Origin of the sequence: Streptomyces broussonetiae (assembly GCF_009796285.1) — a bacterium.
GTDB classification, from domain to species: Bacteria; Actinomycetota; Actinomycetes; order Streptomycetales; family Streptomycetaceae; genus Streptomyces; species Streptomyces broussonetiae.
Genome location: NZ_CP047020.1, coordinates 6,836,192 through 6,854,990, shown reverse-complemented (window position 1 = coordinate 6,854,990; position 18,799 = coordinate 6,836,192). Strand labels below are relative to the sequence as shown.

Below are 18,799 nucleotides of genomic sequence, written 5' to 3'. Positions count from 1 at the left end.
GCCCGCGAGGTGCTCCGGCAGGCCGCCGGCGGGCGTCAGGCCGCCGGGGTGACCGACAGGGAGTGGTGGAAGCAGCCGGTCGGGTCGTAGGCGTGCTTGACGCGGCGCAGGCGAGCCAGGTTGTCCTGGTAGTACAGGGTCTGCCAGGAGACGCCGGAGCGGTTGCGGGCGGGGTCCTTCAGGTCGGTGTCCGGGTAGTTGATGTAGCAGCCCTCGTACTGGTCGCCCGGTACCGGGGCGCCCCCGGCGTCGTGCAGGAACTCCTCGTAGACACCGCGGGCCCAGCCGAGGCCGGCCGCATCGCCCGAGGCGTCGGCCCAGAACGTCTGGAAGAGCATCTTGAACACCGAGCGGCGCTGGGAGTTCGCGGTGGCGTCCTGGGCGACGGCGTTCACCCGGCCGCCGAAGGAGAAGAGGACGACCATCGTGTCCGGGTTGGCGTACTGGGGCGAGGTCAGGTGCCGGTAGAGGACGTCCGTGTGGTGGTCGGTGAAGTTCCGGCGCAGGTAGGCGGACTTGTGCGCGCCGCGCAGGCCGGGATGGGTGATCGTCGGGTTGTTGGTGCCGACGAGCTTGGTGGCGTTCAGCCAGGGCATACGGCGCGGGGCGGCCAGGTGGGGCATCGCGGCCAGGTCACCGGAGCCCTTCGTCAGCGCCGTGGCCGTCAGGCCGGTGCCTGCCGTGAGTGCCGTGAGGTAGTCGTCGAGCAGCCGCTCGGCGTTCGGTGCGCCGGCGTCGACCTGCGTGAACATGTCCAGCGTGCCGTGCGCCTGGTGGCAGACGTTGAAGACGGTGCTGATCGCCGTCCCCGGCGAGTCCGGTGCGCTGTTGTGCTCGTGCCAGGCGCCGAAGTTCTTCAGCAGCCGTGCGAAGCGACGCTCGTCGAGGTCCTGCCACGGGAAGGACAGGGCACTGACCAGGACGGTGGACGGCGGCCGGACCAGCTGGCGGGAGGGTTCGGTGCCGGTGGCGTCCGGGGAGCGGAACCAGTAGCGGGTCACCAGCCCGAACGTGCCGCCGCCCCCTCCGGTGTGGGCCCACCACAGATCGCGGTTCGGGTCGTCGTCCTCGCGGGTCGCGACGACGGTGCGCACGGTGCGGTCCGCGTCCACCACGACGACCTCGACGGCGTACAGGTGGTCGACGACCAGGCCGTGGGCCCGGGACAGCAGCCCGTATCCACCCCCGGCGACGTGGCCGCCCGCGCCGACGCTGTAGCACATGCCGCCGGGGATGGTGACGCCCCAGCCCTTGTACAGGGTCTCGTACAGGTTCAGCAGCCGGATGCCCGGCTGCACCGTGAAGGCCCGGAACCTCTCGTCGTAGCCGACCTCGGTCATCTCCGACAGGTCGAGGACGACCTCGACGTCCGGGTTGCAGACCAGGTCCGCGAAGCAGTGGCCGCCGGAGCGGACCGAGATGCGCTTGCCGGTGGTCACGGCCTCGCGCACCGCGCGTTCCGCGTCCGCGGTCGAGCGGATCATCCGCACGTACTCGGGCGAGGCCACGAACCGCTGGTTGTTGCCCGTGGTCAGGAGCGGGAAGCGCGGGTCGTCGGGACGTATCGTGTCGCCCGCCGGGTACCCGGTCGGAGCGGCAGTGGCGGTGCTCTGTGCGAGCGCCGTGGTGGCCAGGGCACCCCCGGCGACGGCGCCGGTACGGGCGAGCAGGGACCGGCGGTCGATCACGCTCATGGGTCGGACTTCCCCCTTCGTGGACGTGCTGCGGTGGCGGTGAGGTGCAGTGGAGTGGAGTGGGTGTGCATGCGACGGGGCGCGGGCGGCTTACGGCGCCGTCGGCGCGCCCAGGTACGGGAAGGCGGGCACCGGGGTCCGGGCCGGGCCGAACCACCGGGTCAGTGCGGCGGCGAGCGCCTGCGGCACGGCGTCGGACGCTGGCGCGGCCCACGCGGTGTAGCCGTCCGGCCGGCAGACCAACGCGTCCCAGCCGAGCGGCTCCTCGCCGTCGGCCCGCACCACCAGCAGGCGGTCGGACCAGCCCGCGGCGGCCTCGGCCAGGGCCGGGTCGGCGCGCGGGGTGAGCAGCAGGAGCGGGAAACCGTCGGTGAGGAGTTCCGCGGTGGTGCGCGGTCCCACGTCGGTGCGGAAGCGGTGGTTGGGCAGGAAGCGGCCCTCGAACGCCGACTCGGCGTCCCGGGTGTACGCGACGGACTGGCCGCTGATCTCGTCGGCGACCTCACGGCCCACCCGCGGCTGCCGCAGCAGCTCGCGGGTGCGGGAGCGCAGCGGGTCGTACTCCGGTCCGGGCCGCATCAGCGAGGCCTGGGTGCGGGTGTTGGCGATGACCTTGGCGGCGACGGGCAGCCGCTCGCGGGTGTAGGTGTCCAGCAGCGCGGGCGGGGCGTCCGCCCTGGCCACCAGGGCGAGCTTCCAGCCGAGGTTGAAGGCGTCCTGCAGACCGGTGTTGAGGCCCTGGCCGCCGAGCGGGGCGTGGACGTGCGCCGCGTCGCCTGCGAGCAGGATCCGGCCGCTGCGGTAGGTGTCGGCGAGCCGGGTGAAGTCGCTGAACCGGGAGAGATACGTGGGCCGGTCCATCGGGACGGGCCGGCCGAGGATGTGCTCCGTGGTGCGGCGCAGCTCGTCCAGGTGCGCGGGGGCGCGCCGGGACGGCAGCGGCCGGCGGAAGTCGTGGGTGATCACGCGGCTGTGGCCGTGCGGGTTGACGTTGAGCAGCGTCCAGCCGTCCCGGCCGTGGGTCCAGCCGGGTGGGACGCGGTGCGGTTCGAGCAGCCGTACCCGGCCGATCAGGGCGCTGAACGTCGGGGGTGTCGTGGTGCTCTCGATGCCCGCCTCCTCGCGGACGGTGCTGCGCGCGCCGTCGCATCCGACGACGTACGCGGCCTCCACCACGTACCGTCCGTCCGGACCGGCGACCTCGGCCTGTACCGCGTCGCCCCGCGGCCGGAGCCGCTCGAAGCGCAGTCCGCGCCTGACGTCCGCGCCGAGGGCGCGGGCGCGGGTCTCGAAGACCTGCTCCAGTTCCTGCTGGGGGCGGTTGAGGATCGGGACGCCCTCGGCGGTCGGCGCGGAGATCTCCAGGCCCGGCTGGCCGCCGAAGTGGAAACCGACGGTGTGACAGGTCGTCAGACTGCCGTGGAACGCGGTGTGCAGATAGCCGCGGCGCAGCAGGGACTGCACGCTGCGGGCGTGCAGGGTGCCGGCGCGCGGCACGTCGGGCGGCTCGGGGTGCTGCTCGATCACGATCGTGTCGATGCGCTGCTGGGCGAGTTCGGCGGCGAGCAGCATGCCGACGGGACCGCCGCCGGCTATGAGGACGGTGGTCCGCTCGTGGGGATTCATGGACTCGGCTCCTGGACACAGGCCCGGCACAGCGCTTGACGGCACGGCTCAGCGGTGTGCGGCGCGGGAGAGCGGTACGGCGGTCTACGGCACGGCGGGGCCGGGCGCGGCGAGCGCGCCCGGCCCGTGGACCGCTACTTGTCGAAGCTCGCGAAGTAGCCGGCCGCCATGTCCTTGTCGCCGTGGCCGAGTTCGGAGGCGCGGGCGAAGCGGGCGCGGCCCGCCTCCACGGTGTCCATCCGGACGCCTGCGCGCCGGGCGGCGTCGAGTACCAGGCGTGCGTCCTTCTCGGCGTTGTCGACCGAGAAGGCGGTGGTGTAGTCGCCGTTCAGCACGGCGGCGGACTTGCCCTGGAAGTAGCCGTTGTCCATCGGACCGCCGGTGACCACGTCGACGAAGTGCCGGGGGTCCACGCCGAGCCCCTTGGCGAGGGCCAGAGCCTCGCCGACGCCGTGGGTGAGCGCGACCACCCAGGTGTTGAGGACGAGCTTGAGCCGGCTGGCCGCGCCGGTGCCGCCGTCCTCGGCCACCCACAGCGTGCGCTTGCCGATGGTGTCGAAGACCGGCTGCACGGTGTTCCGCACTGCCGGGACGCCGGCCGCCATGACGATCAACTGGCCCTGTTCGGCGGGCTGTCGGGTGCCCTGGACCGGGGCGTCCACGAAGACGAGGCCGTGGCCGCCCGCGAAGGCGGCCAGTTCGTCCACGGCGTCGCCCACGGTGCTCAGCTGCACCCAGACGGTCCCCTCGGCCAGGCCGCGGGCCGCCGCCTTGACGGCGTCGAGGACGGCGGGGCCGTCCTTGAGGACCGTCAGCACGATCGCGGCGCCGGCCACCGCTTCCGCGGGCGTGTCCGCGACCTGGACGCCGTCGGCGGCCAGCGCCTCGGCCTTGGCCCGGGTGCGGTTCCAGGCGCGTACCGGGAAGCCGGCCCGGGCCAGGTTGCGGGCGACCGGGGCACCGATGATGCCGGTGCCGAGGACGGCGACGGTCGGCTGCGACGGTACGGATTCCACCATGACGAATTCTCTCCTCAGTGAACGAAGGGGGTGAAGAAGGGGGTGAAGAAGGGGGTGAAGAAGGAGTGAAAGGGATGAAGGAAACGAAGGGGGTGGGGGGTCGGCGGGAACGGGGCGTGAGAAGGGGCGTGAGGGCGGGGGTCAGGCGACCGTGGACGGCTGGGCCGCGTCCTCCTGCCGCTGCCGCACGCCGCTCTCGGCGAGGTCCGCCCGGCGGCGCAGCAGCCCGGAGGTCACGGCCGCGACCAGTCCGGCCGCCGCGAGCAGGGCGGCGGCGCGGGAGGGCGCGGTGAAGCCGAACCCGGCGTCGATGACGCTGCCGCCGATCCAGGGTCCGATCGTGTTGCCGAGGTTGAACGCCGAGGTGTTGGTCGTGGTGGCCAGCGTCGGCGCGTCCCCGGCCTCACGCATCACCTGGGCCTGGAGGGCCGGGTTGATGGAGAAGGCCGCCACACCGAAGGCGGCGATCGCGACCACCGTGACGGCCTTGTGGTGGGCGGCGAGCGGAATCAGCACGAGGACGACACCCATGGCGGTGATGCCCGTGTACAGGTTGGGCAGCAGATACCGGTCGGCGAAGCGGCCGCCGACGACGCTGCCCAGGAAGCAGCCGGCGCCGAACAGGGCCAGCAGCAGCGGCACCACGTCCTCGGAGAAGCCGGTGACGTCGGTGAACAGCGGTGACAGATAGCTGAAGCAGCAGAAGACGGCGGCCTGGGTGAGCATGGAGGTGCTCAGGGCGACCCAGACACGGGGGTTGCGGAACGCGCGGAACTCGGCGCCGATGCCGACGTACGGCGCGGTGGGACGGCGCGGGACGAGTACCGCGACGCCGAGCAGGCCCACTACCGCGAGCGCGTCGACGGCCCAGAAGCTGACGCGCCAGCCGGCGTGCTGGCTGAGGAAGGTGCCCGCCGGTACGCCGACCACGTTGGCCACGGTCAGCCCGGCGAACATGATGGCCAGGGCCCTGCCGCGGCGTTCGGGACCGGCGAGGTCCACGGCCACCACGGATCCGATGCCGAAGAAGGCGCCCTGGGCCAGGGCGGCGACGACCCGTCCGGACATGAGGACGTCATAGCTCGGCGCCAGGGCGCAGACCGTCTGACCGGCGACGAACAGGGCGAGCAGGCCGAGCAGGGAGGTCTTGCGGTTGACCCGGAGCGTGGCCAGCGTCACGGCGGGTCCGCCGACCACCACACCGAGCGCGTAGCCGGAGATCAGCCAGCCGACAGCGGGGATCGACACCGACAGATCGCCCGCCAGGTCCGGCAGCAGTCCGGAAATCATGAACTCGGTCGTCCCGATGCAGAACACGGTCAAGCCGAGGACATAGACCGCGATGGGCATGGCGTCTCCTCGATCGCTCGAATTGGAACGTACGTTAAAAAATCAGGGCATGCGGAACCGGGCCGGCGGACGGCCGGACCTCTGCTTCCCCCGCGCCGCATCACCGCAACGGCGCCGGACTCACAGCGTCGAAAGTGTGGTGTCGACGATGCCGGTGAGCGCGGCGCGGTCGGCCGTCTTGCCCAGCACCCGCAGGCCGTACAGGGAGTTGAGGACGAACAGGGCCAGGGCCCGGGGATCCTTGTCGGGACCGATCTCGCCGTCCCGCCGCGCCCGGGCGAGAGCCGTGTACAGCGCCCGCTCCACGCGTTCGAAGATGTGGCGCACCTGGGCGGTGACCTCGGGGTCGAGGCCGGCCAGTTCGACGGCGGCGTTGACCGCCAGGCAGCCGCGGGGGCCCGGAGTCCGCAGGGACTCCTCCTCGACCACCGTCATCAGCACCTGACGGATCCGCTCCCGGATGTCACCCGGCCCGTCCAGCACCGCCTCCTGGCGGGTCGTCCACTTGTCCTCGTACCGCCTGAGCGCCTCCTGGAAGAGGCGGTGCTTGCTGGAGAACGCGTTGTACAGGCTCCCCCGGCCCAGCCCCGTGCTGTCCACGAGGTCCTGGGCCGAGGTCGCCGCGTAGCCCTTGCTCCAGAAGGCGTCCATCGCGGCGTCGAGGACGTGATCGGGATCGAATTCCTTCGGCCGTGCCATACAAGGAGCATGGCAGATTATGGAACGATCAGTCAAATACTTGCCGGGTCTAATTGCCCGGGGCCTACTTGCCCGGGCTCACGAGGTCACCCGTCCGCCCGGCGTGAAGCCGTGCCGGCGGGCCGTCTGGACCACCACGAGGGCGATCAGCGCCAGGGCCAGCAGGACCCACGGGAAGGAGGTCGCCCCCGCCGCGCCCAGCAGCACACCGCCCACCAGGCCGCCACCGGCGACCGCCAGGTTGAAGATGGTGACCAGCATCGACTGGGCCACGTCCGCCCCCTCGCCGGCGGCGTCGGCGATCGCCGTCTGCAGGAGCGTGGGCGCGCCGCCGAAGGTCAGGCCCCAGGCGACGATCCCCAGGAAGACGGCGACCTGCGAGGAGTGCCCGATGCCGAGCACCAGGGCCGCCGCCGCGAAGACCGCGAGGCTCACCAGCGTCACCGCACGCAGCCGCCGGTCCACCAGCAGTCCGGTGGCCCAGATACCCACGATCGCCGAGGCGCCGAAGACGAGCAGCGCGAGGTCCACGCGGCCGCCGAGTCCCGCCTTGTCGAGGAACGGCGCGATGTACGTGTAGAGGATGTTGTGCGCGAGGATCCAGAAGAAGACCACTGCCAGTACCGGCCGCACACCCGGCGTGGTGAAGATCGCCCGGATCGGCAGCCGTTGTTCCGCCTGCTGGCCGGGCTGGTCGGGGACCAGCGCACGTACCCAGACCATCAGCGCGAGCGCCACCGCCGACATGATCCAGAAGACCCCGCGCCAGTCGAACAGCGACCCCAGCCAGGTGCCGAGGGGCACACCGAAGGTCAGGGCGATGGGCTGTCCCACGCCGACCACGGCGAGCGCCCGCCCCTGGAGCGCGGCCGGGACCAGGCGCCGGGCGTATCCCGCGAGCAGGCCCCAGATCACGCCGGACGCCATACCGGCCACGAACCGGGCGACCAGCGTCAGCGGATAGCTGTCCGACAGCGCCGTCACGGTGTTGAAGACGAACAGACCGCCCACCGCGTACAGCAGCAGCGGCCTCCTGCGCATGCTGCGCGTGGCGGCGATGACGGGGATCGCGGCCACGGTCGAGCCGATGGCGTAGAGCGTGACGAGCTGGCCCGCGAGGGCCTCCGACACATTGAGGCCGTCACCGATCTGCGGCAGCAGACCCGCGGGCATCGTCTCGGTCATGATGGCGAGGAAGCCGGCCGTGGTGAAGGCCAGCAGGCGCCACACGGGCAGTCGTTCCTCGGCCCGAACCCGGTCCGGGTTCAGGACAGTTGCTTCAGTGCTGCCAGCACTGGTCACGGAGAATCTCCCCCTTGGTCGTCGCGTGCGATGGCTAGTGCCGGGCCAGCAGGGAGCCGAAGCCGTGCACCTGGTCCTCGATGCCGCTGCTGCGCAGGGCGTGCCAGTACAGGACCGCGTTGTTGGAGATGACGGGCTTTCCGGTCCAGGCCTCGGCGGCGGTCGCGAAGCGCACCATGGGCACGTTGGTGCCGACCTGGACGATCGCCTCCACGTCCGGGCCGTCCACCTCCCGTACCGCGTCGCGCAGTTGCTCCTCGGTGACGTGGGAGATCTTCGCGGGGCTGGGCATGCCGAGACCCTGGATGCCGACGACGTCGTATCCGCTGTCCTTGAAGAAGCGGCTCACGGAGTCGTCGCCGAGGGGCAGGTAGGGGGTGATGACCCCGATCCGGCGGGCCCCGTAGGCGGTCAGCGCGGCCTTGATGGCGTCCGGGCTCATGGTGACCGGACGGCCGCCGGCCGCCGACCGCATCGACTCCAGCACCCGGGCGTGGGAGCCCGGGCCGTCCCAGTAGCTCTCCGGCGAGACACCGATGATCACGACGTCGGGGTCACAGCTGACGACGCTCTCGATGGCGGGGTGGGTGGAGTTCCTGATGCTGTGCATCACGTGGTCGAAGCCGGGCTCGTCGGTCATGGAGTCGTCGTTGATCACCATCCGGCCGGTGTGGTTGGTCACGCCCACGGGCCTGAGCGCATCCATCTCGGGCTGTGCGGAGGTGTTGGTCGACGGGACGACGACGCCGACTTTCAGGCGCGGGCCGAGGAGATCGGTCATCTGGTGCTCCTTGTGAGGGTGGCGGGACCCCCGCCCGCGGTGAACGGGCGGGGTCGTGCAGGGGGTTGTGGGACCGGCGGTCACGCCGTCCGGTAGTGCGGTTCCTTGATCAGCAGCTCCGCCTTGCCCTGGACGTCCGGGACGGTCACGCGGGTCTCCCAGGCCTCGGGGGCGACCGGCTCCAGGGCGATCGAGACGGCCCCCTCGTAGGTGCCGAAGTGCTCCACGACGACGGTCGTGACGGCCTCGGCCAGGCGCTGCCTCTGCTCGTCGGTGAGGTCCTTGGGGAAGTGCTTGATGTGGACGTGCGGCACGGGTGCTCCTCGAAGTGGTGGGATGCGCGGGGGCGTTCAGCGGGCGAGGCGGGCCTGGATGGCCGAGACCAGCTCGGCCACGCCGTGCGCCTTCAGCACTCCGTAGTGGTCGCCGTCGAGGCCGACCACGGTGGCGGGGGCGGCGGAGTAGCCGGTGCTGCCCTCGATGAACGAGTAGTCGTCGCCGGTGGCCTTGAAGATCGTCACCGGCGTGTTCAGCCGGCGCTCGGCCAGCTCGCGGAAGCTGTACTCGAACTCGTAGGTCTCCCCCACGATGCGGGTGATCCGCCGGACCAGCTCCTCGTCCAGGGCCGGGAGCAGCCCGCACACGAAGGACACGAACGCGGACTCGTCGCGCACCGTCGCGAGGCACTCGTCCAGCTCGGGGCCGCTGATGGAGCCGGTGAACACCGAGAAGAGGATGGTCACATAGGCCGGGTTGGCGTAACTGGCCTCGCGGCCGAAGCGGTCGGCGTCGGCGGCGCGCACCTGGGGGTTGCCGGGGCAGATCAGCAGCAGGTTCTCCACGCGCTCGCCGAGCTGCTCCAGCTGCCAGGCCGTCTCGAAGGCCACCCGGGCGCCGAAGGAGTAGCCCCACAGCGTGTACGGGCCCTCCGGCTGGCGGCGCCGGATCTCGGCCACGTCGGCGGCGGCCATCTCGCGGACGGTGGAGTAGGGCGTCTCGCCCGGGTTGATGCCGTGGGCCTGCACTCCGTAGAACGGCCGCCCGAGGTCGGTCTCGTGCGCCAGCAGGCGCAGGTTCATCGGATAGCCGCCGAGGCCGGGCCAGCAGAACACCGGGCGGCCCTCACCCTCGGCGACCAGCGGCACCAGCCGGGACACCGGCGCGTCGGAGTCCTTCGCGATCCGCGCCGCGAGGTCGGCCAGCCTGGGCGTCTCGAAGAGGACCTGGAGCGGCAGACCGGTGCCGAACTCGCGGTTGATGCGGTTGACCAGGGCCACCGCCGTCAGCGAGTTGCCGCCGGCGGCGAAGAAGCTGTCCTCCACCGACACGTTCTCGTACTTGAGCGCCTTGCCCCAGGCCTCGGCCAGCCACCGCTCGTGCCGGGTGGCGGGAGCGACGTAAGGGGTGTCGCTCTCGGCGGACAGCACGGCCTCCGAGGCGGCGAGGGCCTTGACGTCGACCTTGCCGTTCGCGGTCAGCGGCAGTTCGTTCAGCACCAGCACCCGGCCCGGGATCATGTAGTCGGGCAGGATCTGGGCCAGCTCGTCCTTGATGATCTCGGCCGGGCCCTTCATGTGCACGCTGTCCTCGTACATGCCCTCGCTGCGCATCTGGTCGTCGCCGACCTTGCCGCCGAGGAAGAAGTACGAGGCCGACGTGGCGATCCCGCGGGAGGCGAGGATGTCGTCCACGCGCCGTGCGGCCGGCAGCGGATGCCCGGTCTTGGAGCTGTAGCCGGAGGACATGAAGCCCAGCGAGAGTCCGTTGCGCTGCAGGTGGTGCAGCTTGGCGCCGAGGCAGACGTACTCCAGCCACGCCTCGCCCGTGCGGCTGACCGCGGTGATGCCGAAGGAGGCGCGCTCGTAGACCTGCTGGTTGATGGCGATCACGTGCTTGGGCAGGACGAGTTCGTCGGATATTCGCTCGAAGTCGCCGTCCCGCCAGCGGTACTGGCCCTGCGGCAGGCCCTCGACACGGCCGGCGTGGGCCTGGACGAAGATCTCGGTGGGGTCCGGGTCGGGGGTGCCGTCGTGGCCGCGGATCTCGAACGTGCCCAGGTAGTAGTCCTCGTCGGCCACCGCCAGCCGGTCCCGGACGGCCGGAGTGTGGGCCAGCGGGCGGATGGCGAGGCCGTACTCCGGCAGCATCTCCTCGAAGACGCCCAGCATATGGCCGGTCTCGAACTCCAGGACTTCCTGGATGTTGTTCTTGTAGACGGGCTCGATGGCCTGCTTGCGGCCGGTGAAGTGCACCAGCAGCGCACCGGTGGCGGCGTCCGCGGCATCCGCGATCCGCACCAGGGTGTGGTCGGCCGGGTGGTAGTAGTACACACCGGCGTCCAGGCCGTCGATACCGCCGGTCTCCAGGTACAGCTGCGTCGCGTAGAGCGCGCCCGGCGAGGCGTAGGCGTACTTCGGCAGCAGCCGTTCCTCGCTGTGGTACTGGCCGAACCAGCGAAGCAGGACGCCGAGTTCACCGTACGTCAGGTCGGCGGGCCGGCGGGACAGGGCGCCGGCCGGACGCGGTGCGAGCAGCGCGCGCAGGTCGTCACGGGTGACCGGGCCGCCCTCGTAGAAGCGGTAGGTCTTGCGGGCGAAGACCTCCCGGCGCTGCCGCTCGGACTCCTGCCGGCCCGGCAGTTCCAGCACCGGTAGGCCGCGCAGCTCGTCGGCGGACCGGATGCCGGGGTTGGACAGCTGCGTGCGCACCTGGAGCCGGCTGGACTTGGACTGGTGGTGCGCGCCGTGGTTGCCCTGGTCCATCAGGGCTGCTTCCTTGGGGTTCAGCTCGACGCAGGCGACCAGGTTCTGGAAGCCGGTGCGCGCGTCGTCGGTGACGACCGCGGCGGCCCGCCGTACCCAGGTGTGTTCCTCGATCGCCAGGGCGATCTCGTCCAGCTCGACCCGGTAGCCGCGCAGCTTGACCTGGTTGTCGGCGCGGCCGGTGAAGTGGATCGTGCCGTCGGGGTTCCAGTACGCGAGGTCCCCGGTCCGGTACAGCCGCTCGGTCGGCACGAACGGCGAGGGCACGAAGCGCTCTCGGGTCTGCTCCGGCCGGTGCAGATATCCGCGCGCGAGCTGGACACCGCCGATGTACAGCTCGCCCGGCTCACCGATGTCCACGGGAGCGAGCTGCTCGTCGAGGATGAAGCACTGCGTGTTGTCGACGGGCACGCCGATCGGTACCGCGCCCGCGCCCTCCTCGAGGGCGTCCGGGTCGACCAGGTACGCGGTGGCGTTGATGGTGCACTCGGTGGGGCCGTAGAGGTTGACCAGGTTCGCCCACGGCAGGGCCGCGCCGAGGGCACGGGCGAGCTGCCGGGAGAGCGCCTCGCCGCCCGAGAACACCTTCCTCAGCGAGGTGCAGGCGGTCAGCCTGTCGGTGTCCAGCAGCGCCTGGAGCAGGGTCGGCACGCACTGGAGCGTGGTCACCTCGTGGGCGAGGACGGTCTCGATCAGGGCCTCGGGGTCACGGTAGACACCGGGCGCGCCCACCACGACCCGGGCGCCCGCGGCCGGAGCCAGGATCTCCCACTGGGCGGCGTCGAAGCTCATGGGCGTCTTCTGCAGCACGGTGACACCGGCGTCCAGATGGCCGCACAGGTGCATCCAGCGCATCTGGGACATGATGCTGCGGTGCTCGATCATCACACCCTTGGGCCGGCCCGTGCTGCCGGAGGTGTAGATGACGTAGGCGAGGGAGTCGGGACGGGGACCCGGGGGGACGGCGCCGCTGTGGCCCCGGGCGTCGTCCAGGGTGACGACGCGGACGTCCCGCGGTGCGAGTCCGGTCAACCGGGCCTTCAGATGGGGCTGGGTCAGGATGATCCGGGTGCGGCTGTCCTCGATCATGTACCGCAGCCGGTCCTCCGGGTACTCCGGGGACAGCGGCAGATAGGCGGCCCCGGCCGCCAGGACGCCCCAGACACCCGTCATCAGGTCAAGGGACGGTTCGACGTACAGGCCGACGCAGTCGTCGGTCGCGACACCGAGATCGTGCAGGAAGGCCGCCAGTTCGCGGGAGGTCTGCCTCAGCTCCCGGTAGGTGAGCCGCTCCTCGTCGTGAACGACCGCGACGGCGTCGGGGCGGGCGTCCGCCTGCTGGTCCAGCAGTCCCGGAAGGCAGGCGATCGGACGGATGTCGTGTATGCGCGGGGCGGACGGTGCGATCGGTGCGGTGGTCATGTCATCCCCCATGAACATGCGTGTGCGTTCCCGGGTCTCGGGGCGCACGAAGGCCACTCGGCGAATCGGAATCTGACGGGTAACGGCTGGATACCGGAATGAGAAGAGAGATGCACAGACGGCTGGATTTCCGGTGGGCCAGCCCGTCTGACTTGATCTAACAATTCGGCGAGCAACCCTGTCAAACCCCTAGAGAGCGCCTCTGACCTGCACTTTCTCGCACCACGGGAAAACTCGTGATCATTCGTGTATGTGACAAAGGCCTCCTTTCTCTCCAGCTGAGAAAGGAGGCCTTCGGGTGGCACTGAAATGGAGATGACAGTGAGCGCCCTATTAGCGTAGGGCAAACGAAGCGGAGTCAGGGGGAAAACATGTCGGGAAGGTTTCCGTCATGCGCTCTTCGCCGTGACGCCTTCCGTTTCGGGGGCGAGAACCAGCCGCTGCACCTCGTGCGCCGCCGTGCACACCGCGGCACTGTACGGCCGGCACTCCGGGAGCGTCAGGGTCCCAGGAGTCAGGAGGGTGACCGCGCCCACGACGAGGTCGCCCCAGAACACCGGCGCGGCGAAGGAGTCCCAGCCCGCCGCGCACTCCTGCAGCCCGACGGCGTAGCCCCGCGCCCGGATGCCCGGCAGCGAGGCGAGCATCCGATCGCCGTCACGATAGGCGCCCGGGCCCATCCCGTCCGGGATCCGCTCGGTGGCCACCTTCCGCTGGACCGCCTCGGGCAGATGCGCGAGGATCGTCCGCCCCGACGCGCCGATCCGCAGCGAGCGGTGGGAGAACATCAGCTCACGTGGCGTCAGCCCGATCTCCGAGAGGTCGGAGCAGCCTACGGCCATCTCGACGCACTGGCGCTGCACACCGCCGAAGTAGCTCAGACCGTACAGGAAGACGAGGGCGCCGTCGGCCGCCTCGCGCAGCCGGTCCAGGCAGGCGCGCAACGCCTCGTCGTCCAGGGCGTGTTCGAGTGCCTCGATGCCGAGCTGGGCCGCCTGCGGGCCCAGCCGGTAGCGTCCGCGGCCCACTTGGAGGAAGGTGCCGTGCTCGACACCCGAGCGAAGTATTCGATGCACGGCGGAGTCATCGATTCCCGAGGCCCGCGCCAGCTCCGCGAGTCCTTGCGCACCGCCGCCGAGCTGCGCGAAGGCCTGCTGCACCCGGAAAACGCGTTCCGCGTGGCTGGTTCCGCCAGTGCGTCGCGTGATGCCGATCCGTCGCGTCGTGGTGTGCTGTGCAGTGATGGACATGCGATGAACTCTCCCCCTGTCCTACGGTCGAACCGGTCGTGGTGCCGGTCGAGTTAACGGACACTTAACAATGAGAGCGCTCTCCATGCGTGATCCCGAAACTAACCGTGCGTAAGCGAACCGGTACTGCCTTCTTACCTGAGAAACGCTCGAGCCGCCGTGAGTGACGTCACAACCGCCCCTGCCGATCGAGTGGTTTCCGCAGGTGGCAGAGGTGTCCGGCGGTCGCCGGGGACGTCGTGGGCTTCGGGGGCAGAGGGGGTGGCTGCTTCTCTCGGGGCCGACGGCCCTAGGTGTCGGCGACGCGTACGACCGCCAGTGTGATGTTGTCGGGGCCGCCCGCCTCGATGGCGGCCTTCCACAACTCGAAGGCCGCCCGGCCGTCGTCGCACTCCCGCATCACCTCCTCGAGCACCTCCGGCGGCACGGGATCGGTCAGGCCGTCGGTGCAGACGAGGTACCGGTCGCCGTCCGACAGGGACTCGGCCGTCACACGGGGGTGGACGGCGCGGTACGAGCGGCTTCCGCCCAGGCACTGGGTGACGATCGACGTGGTGCGCTGCCCGGGTTCGAGCGGGGGGCTGTCGTCGGTGCTCACCAGCCGCAGCCCGTCGCGGGAGGCCGCGTAGACCCGGCTGTCGCCCACGTTGAAGGCCAGCAGCGAGTCGGGGCGTACGACGGTGCCGGCGACCGTCGTACCCATGGTGGCCAGCTCACTGCCCGTGTCGCCGGCACCGGCGTCGTACACCGCGCGGTTGCAGGCGTGCACGGCGTCGCGAACGGCCTCCTCGCTGCTCAGGACGGGGCCGACGGACGCGATCCGGCGCACGACCAGGGCGCTGGCCACCTCGCCCCCCGGATGCCCGCCGAGCCCGTCGGCGACAGCGACGACCAACGGCGTCCCGAGCGGGAAGACCAGGGACTGCGGACTCTGCGTCACCGTGGCACACAGGGTCCACGGCCCGACCACCAGACTGTCCTCGTTGCGCTCGCGAAGCAGTCCGGGATGGCTCAACGCGCTCACCGTCACGTACCGCATGGAACGCCACCGCCTTCCCGCACGGGCCGCAGCGGTCGGCCGGCTCCTGGCTCAAGCGTAGGCGAACCGGCCTGCGCCCGCCGCGTTCGCCCAGGTCAGACAGCCATGACGGCGTCACAGTCGGGACAGACCACGGACGCGTGTTCCGTGGGATACCAGGGCGCTCCGGGATGCTCGGACGGCTTCCAGCGGGCCGTGTCCATGGCGAAGGTGTCCTTGCCGCACAGGGTCCGCGGTCCCGTGGCGTCGAGCCTGCCCGGGGCGGTGGTCGCCGCGTGCACCGCGCGGACGCCGCGGTCCGCTCCGCCGCTGGCTCCAGGCCTGTCGAGTTCGTACACGACGACGATCTCGGTCATGCCCCTACCGTAGGCGATCACCTGGCGGCGGTGCAGGAAGCGCGAAGGGCCGCGAGCGCAGCACGCTCTCCGCGAGGGCGCTGCGCGCGGCGTTCGCGTCCGCGCACTGGTCCGGGGAACTCCGGCCCGGGGTACTACGGGCCCGGGCGTCGCCCGCCGCCCGCCCGGGCACGGGAGGGCGGGCGTACCCCGGCCGGGCACGGGAGAGCGGGCGTACCCCGGCCGGGCACGGGAGAGCGGGCGTACCCCGGCCGGGCACGGGAGAGCGGGCGTGCCCCGCCCGGGCACGGGAGAGCGGGCGTGTCCCGGCCGGATTCCGGTTGTCGTGCGGGAGCCGACGGACACGTGGATGCGAAGAGGCTCGGGGGCTGTTCTCAGGCCTGCCCACCCGGCCGCGCGGACCGCCGCGGCCTCGGCGCAGGACCGGCCGGGCCCGGAAAACCCGGTGGAGTCGACGCGCCCGCTGTGCCTATGGTCGCGGAATGAGTACCCGTACCTTCCGCATCACCGTCCGCGGCGCCTTCGACGGTCTCACCGACACCCAGCGGGCCGCGCTGCTGGCCGACGCCGCCGAACACGACGTGCTGCAGGCCGCGTTCACCCCCGAGGGCAGCCTCACCTACGACATCGCCGCCCGTCCCGCCTTCGTCTTCCGCTTCTGCGACACCGGCGAGGAAGAGGAGGACGTCCTGGAGGCGACCGAGCGGGCCGAGGAGGCCGCGAGGGCCTGGCTGACCGACCGCGGCTACGGCTTCAAGAACCTCCGCGCCAGCGCCGAGGACCTCTCCCAGGCCCCGATGGGCAAGCGACAGCGCCGAGCGGCGCGTTCGCAGGACGCATGAACACGGCACATAAACTTGAGTACTCAAGGATGCAGCAATGAGTGACACCCTCGACGCGGCCCTGCGACTGGTACGCGCACAGACGGCACTCGTACGGCGCTTCGACTCCCGGCTGAGCGGACTGCACGGGGTCAGCCTCGCCGACTTCACCCTGCTGCTGCGGCTGGGGCAGGCACCCGGCGGACGGATGCGCCGGGTCGACCTCGCCGAGGCGCTGGGCCTGACCGCCTCCGGAGTCACGCGCGGGCTGGCCCCCCTGGAGCGCATCGGACTGGTGACCCGCGAAACCGACGCCAGGGATGCGCGCGTGGCCTATGCATCCCTGACCTCGACGGGCCGGCGGCGCCTGGCGGAGATGCTCACCACGGCCGAGGAGACCGCCACCGAGGTCTTCGCCGCCCCGGCCTGGAACGCCGAGGACGTCACCCTGCTGTCGGGCCTGCTGAGCCGACTCGGCGGAACCGGTCTCAACCGCCGCTGAACTCCGCCCGCTTACGGGTGAACCCGGACCGCCGTCCCCGTCCGGGCGGCGGCCGACCCGCACATACCCCGGCACGCGGTTCACTTCGGCCGGGCGTGGCCCGAACTCGCCGTGTCCCAGCTCACGTTCACTTGTGGCCGGATGGTGAGGGAACGATGGGTGCCGCGTGACATGCTCAGGACTCATCCTCGAGTTACCAGTCGGTTCTACTTTCAAGTAGCCATTTCGTCGGTACCTCTCCGCCACCCCCCACTTCACACTGGACCCGACCTTGCGCAGACGCATGAGGCACAGGCGTGCCCTGCTGCCCGCCCTCGCCGTGACCACCCTCTTCCTGGCCTCGGCCTGCTCCTCGCCCGCCGCGCCCGACCCGGACGCGAAGCCGCCGGTGAGCGAGGGACAGGGACAACGGCTCACGGTCACCGAGCCGCCCGCCGGCGGCGCGGACCACTCGCTCACCGTGGCCGCTGCTCCCGCCACCGCCACGACCGCCACGGCGGACTCGTCCGGTACCGGGCGGCGGGCGCACCGGACCACGCTCGCCGTCCACTCCTACGACGGCCGCACCCGACGGGCCGTCCTCTCCGACAGGCCCGCGCACCAGGGAAGTTCGCCTGCTTCCCCGTCCCCCTCCCCCGCCGCGCGCCGGGCCGCCGTCGGCGAGGTGATCGCCAGTGCGCCCGCGCCCGGGGCGCCGCACGGACTGCTCGCCAAGGTCACCAAGGTGCTCGGCGAGACCGACCGCGGCACGGAGGTCCAGACCGAACCGGCCACGCTCAACGCGCTGCTCGGCGCCGACACCGCGAAGGATGCCGTGCCGGTCGACCCCTCGTCGTTCGCGGTCGACAAGCTGCTGCCGGATGTGAAGGTGTCCTGGACGAAGGCCGGTGACATCCATGCCGGGCCCAAGGGCGCGACCGTACCGCTCGGCAGCCTCCGGCTCGACGTGGACGCCGGGATACCGATGGCCAAGGGCGCCCCGGCCTCGGCCACGGCCTCGGTGCACGGCTTCGTCCAGGTCGCCCCGCGGGTGGACTTCGCCTACGGCGGCACCGGCCCCGACGCGGCGCCCGGCTCGGCGTATCTCGGTGTCTCCGGCACCTGGACCTCGGGCTGGGCGGTCCGGGGCCGGGCCGCCGCAACGACGGGCGCCCCGCTGCGCATCCCGTTCGCCAAGCTGCACGCCGACCCCGTCCTCCAGGTCGGCCCCGTCCCGGTTGTCGTCAACCTCGATCTGACCGCCTACGTCCAGGTCAGCGGCGACGGCCGGGTCACCGTAGACGTCGAGCAGAACCTCAGGGGCGCCTTCAGTGCGGGCGGCGCCTTCGGACCGGGCCGGGGCTGGACGCCGGTCAGTTCCTCGGACATGAGCGGCACCCCCGTACGCGCCTCCGTCACCGCCGACGGCAGTGTGCAAACAGCACTTGGTGCCGAGGCCTCGGTCGGTCTGTACGGCACCGTCGGCGTCACCGCCGACCTGGCCCCGTACCTGCGCGGCGAGGCCACCGGCACCATCACCGGCTCCCCCGGCCGGGGCGGGGCGAAGGCCGGGGGCACCTGGGGCGTGTACGGCGGGGTCGACCTGTCCGGGACCCTGCGGCTCCAGCTGTCCGTCTTCGGCACACCGGTCGTCCGACGGGACATCCCGCTGGGCGCGCTGCACCGCGAGTGGCGGCTGGCGGGCGGCACTCTCCGGTCGCTCTAGCCGCGCGGACCGGAAGCGTCCTCGCGCGGGCCCGAAGCATCCTGCCGCGCCGCCGGTATCCAGCCCTGGCGGCGCAGCACGGCCGACACGTCCGGGGCCCGGTAGTGCTCCCCCTTGAGGACCTTGCCGTCGGTCCGGCGGGCGACCTGCCCGTCCGGGCCGAGCTTGCTCATGTTGGCCCGGTGGATCTCGGCGATCACCTGATCGAGGTCGATGCCGTGCACCAGAGCCGTGCCGTAGGCGACGTAGACCACGTCCGCCAGTTCGTGCGCGAGCTGGTCCAGCGGACCGTCGACCGCGACCTCGGCGACCTCCGCGGCCTCCTCGGCGAGCAGTTCCCCGCGGTGCGCGGCCAGTTCGGGACCCACCTCGGTCGGCGTGCTGCGGGCGTCCAGGCCGAAGGCGTGGTGGAACTCTCGGACGAGGTCTGCGGGCGATGTGCTCATGCAGACGACTCTAACGGCCACCACT

The 18,799-nt window shown here is 71.5% G+C and carries 16 protein-coding genes; 3 read left to right on the top strand and 13 right to left on the bottom strand.

Annotated elements, in window-relative coordinates; genetic code table 11:
* Positions 1-35 precede the first annotated feature (35 nt).
* The 12 genes from GQF42_RS31630 to GQF42_RS31575 all read right to left on the bottom strand — a co-directional run bounded on the left by GQF42_RS31630 (position 36) and on the right by GQF42_RS31575 (position 15,300).
* Positions 36-1,694, bottom strand: a complete 1,659-nt coding sequence (locus GQF42_RS31630) for an FAD-dependent oxidoreductase (RefSeq protein WP_158925559.1) — start codon at positions 1,692-1,694, stop codon at positions 36-38.
* Between the two features lie 90 nt (positions 1,695-1,784).
* Positions 1,785-3,320, bottom strand: coding sequence for an FAD-dependent monooxygenase (locus GQF42_RS31625; RefSeq protein WP_158925557.1), 1,536 nt, complete (start codon positions 3,318-3,320; stop codon positions 1,785-1,787).
* A gap of 134 nt (positions 3,321-3,454) precedes the next feature.
* On the bottom strand, positions 3,455-4,339 hold the full coding sequence (locus GQF42_RS31620; RefSeq protein ID WP_158925555.1) for an NAD(P)-dependent oxidoreductase: 885 nt from the start codon (positions 4,337-4,339) through the stop codon (positions 3,455-3,457).
* Between the two features lie 141 nt (positions 4,340-4,480).
* Positions 4,481-5,689, bottom strand: coding sequence for a Cmx/CmrA family chloramphenicol efflux MFS transporter (locus GQF42_RS31615; protein WP_158925553.1), 1,209 nt, complete (start codon positions 5,687-5,689; stop codon positions 4,481-4,483).
* A gap of 120 nt (positions 5,690-5,809) precedes the next feature.
* Positions 5,810-6,388, bottom strand: coding sequence for a TetR/AcrR family transcriptional regulator (locus tag GQF42_RS31610; RefSeq protein ID WP_158925551.1), 579 nt, complete (start codon positions 6,386-6,388; stop codon positions 5,810-5,812).
* A gap of 78 nt (positions 6,389-6,466) precedes the next feature.
* Complete coding sequence (locus tag GQF42_RS31605) at positions 6,467-7,690, bottom strand: MFS transporter (RefSeq protein ID WP_158925549.1); 1,224 nt, start codon at positions 7,688-7,690, stop codon at positions 6,467-6,469.
* 34 nt (positions 7,691-7,724) lie between these two features.
* On the bottom strand, positions 7,725-8,471 hold the full coding sequence (locus GQF42_RS31600) for a maleate cis-trans isomerase family protein (protein ID WP_158925547.1): 747 nt from the start codon (positions 8,469-8,471) through the stop codon (positions 7,725-7,727).
* 80 nt (positions 8,472-8,551) lie between these two features.
* Complete coding sequence (gene pptA / locus GQF42_RS31595) at positions 8,552-8,785, bottom strand: tautomerase PptA (protein WP_158925545.1); 234 nt, start codon at positions 8,783-8,785, stop codon at positions 8,552-8,554.
* Between the two features lie 36 nt (positions 8,786-8,821).
* Complete coding sequence (locus tag GQF42_RS31590; protein ID WP_158925542.1) at positions 8,822-12,655, bottom strand: non-ribosomal peptide synthetase family protein; 3,834 nt, start codon at positions 12,653-12,655, stop codon at positions 8,822-8,824.
* A gap of 389 nt (positions 12,656-13,044) precedes the next feature.
* Positions 13,045-13,905 (bottom strand): IclR family transcriptional regulator domain-containing protein, encoded by an 861-nt coding sequence (locus GQF42_RS31585; RefSeq protein ID WP_158925540.1) that lies wholly within the window; start codon positions 13,903-13,905, stop codon positions 13,045-13,047.
* A gap of 289 nt (positions 13,906-14,194) precedes the next feature.
* Positions 14,195-14,944: a PP2C family protein-serine/threonine phosphatase gene (locus tag GQF42_RS31580; protein WP_158925539.1), complete on the bottom strand. Its 750-nt coding sequence runs from the start codon at positions 14,942-14,944 to the stop codon at positions 14,195-14,197.
* A gap of 95 nt (positions 14,945-15,039) precedes the next feature.
* Positions 15,040-15,300, bottom strand: a complete 261-nt coding sequence (locus tag GQF42_RS31575) for a hypothetical protein (protein WP_158925537.1) — start codon at positions 15,298-15,300, stop codon at positions 15,040-15,042.
* Positions 15,301-15,782: 482 nt separating this feature from the next.
* Here GQF42_RS31575 and GQF42_RS31570 point away from each other — a divergent pair, with 482 nt between their 5' ends.
* The 3 genes from GQF42_RS31570 (at position 15,783) to GQF42_RS31560 (ending at position 18,328) form a co-directional block, all read left to right on the top strand.
* Positions 15,783-16,142 (top strand): DUF6204 family protein, encoded by a 360-nt coding sequence (locus GQF42_RS31570; RefSeq protein WP_158925535.1) that lies wholly within the window; start codon positions 15,783-15,785, stop codon positions 16,140-16,142.
* A gap of 37 nt (positions 16,143-16,179) precedes the next feature.
* Complete coding sequence (locus GQF42_RS31565) at positions 16,180-16,623, top strand: MarR family winged helix-turn-helix transcriptional regulator (protein WP_158925533.1); 444 nt, start codon at positions 16,180-16,182, stop codon at positions 16,621-16,623.
* Positions 16,624-16,906: 283 nt separating this feature from the next.
* Complete coding sequence (locus GQF42_RS31560) at positions 16,907-18,328, top strand: hypothetical protein (RefSeq protein ID WP_158925531.1); 1,422 nt, start codon at positions 16,907-16,909, stop codon at positions 18,326-18,328.
* Here GQF42_RS31560 and GQF42_RS31555 read toward each other — a convergent pair.
* Positions 18,325-18,774, bottom strand: a complete 450-nt coding sequence (locus GQF42_RS31555; RefSeq protein WP_158925529.1) for a pyrophosphohydrolase domain-containing protein — start codon at positions 18,772-18,774, stop codon at positions 18,325-18,327. The genes GQF42_RS31560 and GQF42_RS31555 overlap by 4 nt on opposite strands.
* Between the last annotated feature and the right edge of the window lie 25 nt (positions 18,775-18,799).

Bases quoted from the DNA above. Each gene is read 5' to 3' on its own strand.
- GQF42_RS31630 (WP_158925559.1), bottom strand. From the start codon at position 1,694: ATGAGCGTGATCGACCGCCGGTCCCTGCTCGCCCGTACCGGCGCCGTC.
- GQF42_RS31625 (WP_158925557.1), bottom strand. From the start codon at position 3,320: ATGAATCCCCACGAGCGGACCACCGTCCTCATAGCCGGCGGCGGTCCC.
- GQF42_RS31620 (WP_158925555.1), bottom strand. From the start codon at position 4,339: ATGGTGGAATCCGTACCGTCGCAGCCGACCGTCGCCGTCCTCGGCACC.
- GQF42_RS31615 (WP_158925553.1), bottom strand. From the start codon at position 5,689: ATGCCCATCGCGGTCTATGTCCTCGGCTTGACCGTGTTCTGCATCGGG.
- GQF42_RS31610 (WP_158925551.1), bottom strand. From the start codon at position 6,388: ATGGCACGGCCGAAGGAATTCGATCCCGATCACGTCCTCGACGCCGCG.
- GQF42_RS31600 (WP_158925547.1), bottom strand. From the start codon at position 8,471: ATGACCGATCTCCTCGGCCCGCGCCTGAAAGTCGGCGTCGTCGTCCCG.
- GQF42_RS31590 (WP_158925542.1), bottom strand. From the start codon at position 12,655: ATGACCACCGCACCGATCGCACCGTCCGCCCCGCGCATACACGACATC.
- GQF42_RS31585 (WP_158925540.1), bottom strand. From the start codon at position 13,905: ATGTCCATCACTGCACAGCACACCACGACGCGACGGATCGGCATCACG.
- GQF42_RS31580 (WP_158925539.1), bottom strand. From the start codon at position 14,944: ATGCGGTACGTGACGGTGAGCGCGTTGAGCCATCCCGGACTGCTTCGC.
- GQF42_RS31575 (WP_158925537.1), bottom strand. From the start codon at position 15,300: ATGACCGAGATCGTCGTCGTGTACGAACTCGACAGGCCTGGAGCCAGC.
- GQF42_RS31570 (WP_158925535.1), top strand. From the start codon at position 15,783: ATGAGTACCCGTACCTTCCGCATCACCGTCCGCGGCGCCTTCGACGGT.
- GQF42_RS31565 (WP_158925533.1), top strand. From the start codon at position 16,180: ATGAGTGACACCCTCGACGCGGCCCTGCGACTGGTACGCGCACAGACG.
- GQF42_RS31560 (WP_158925531.1), top strand. From the start codon at position 16,907: ATGAGGCACAGGCGTGCCCTGCTGCCCGCCCTCGCCGTGACCACCCTC.
- GQF42_RS31555 (WP_158925529.1), bottom strand. From the start codon at position 18,774: ATGAGCACATCGCCCGCAGACCTCGTCCGAGAGTTCCACCACGCCTTC.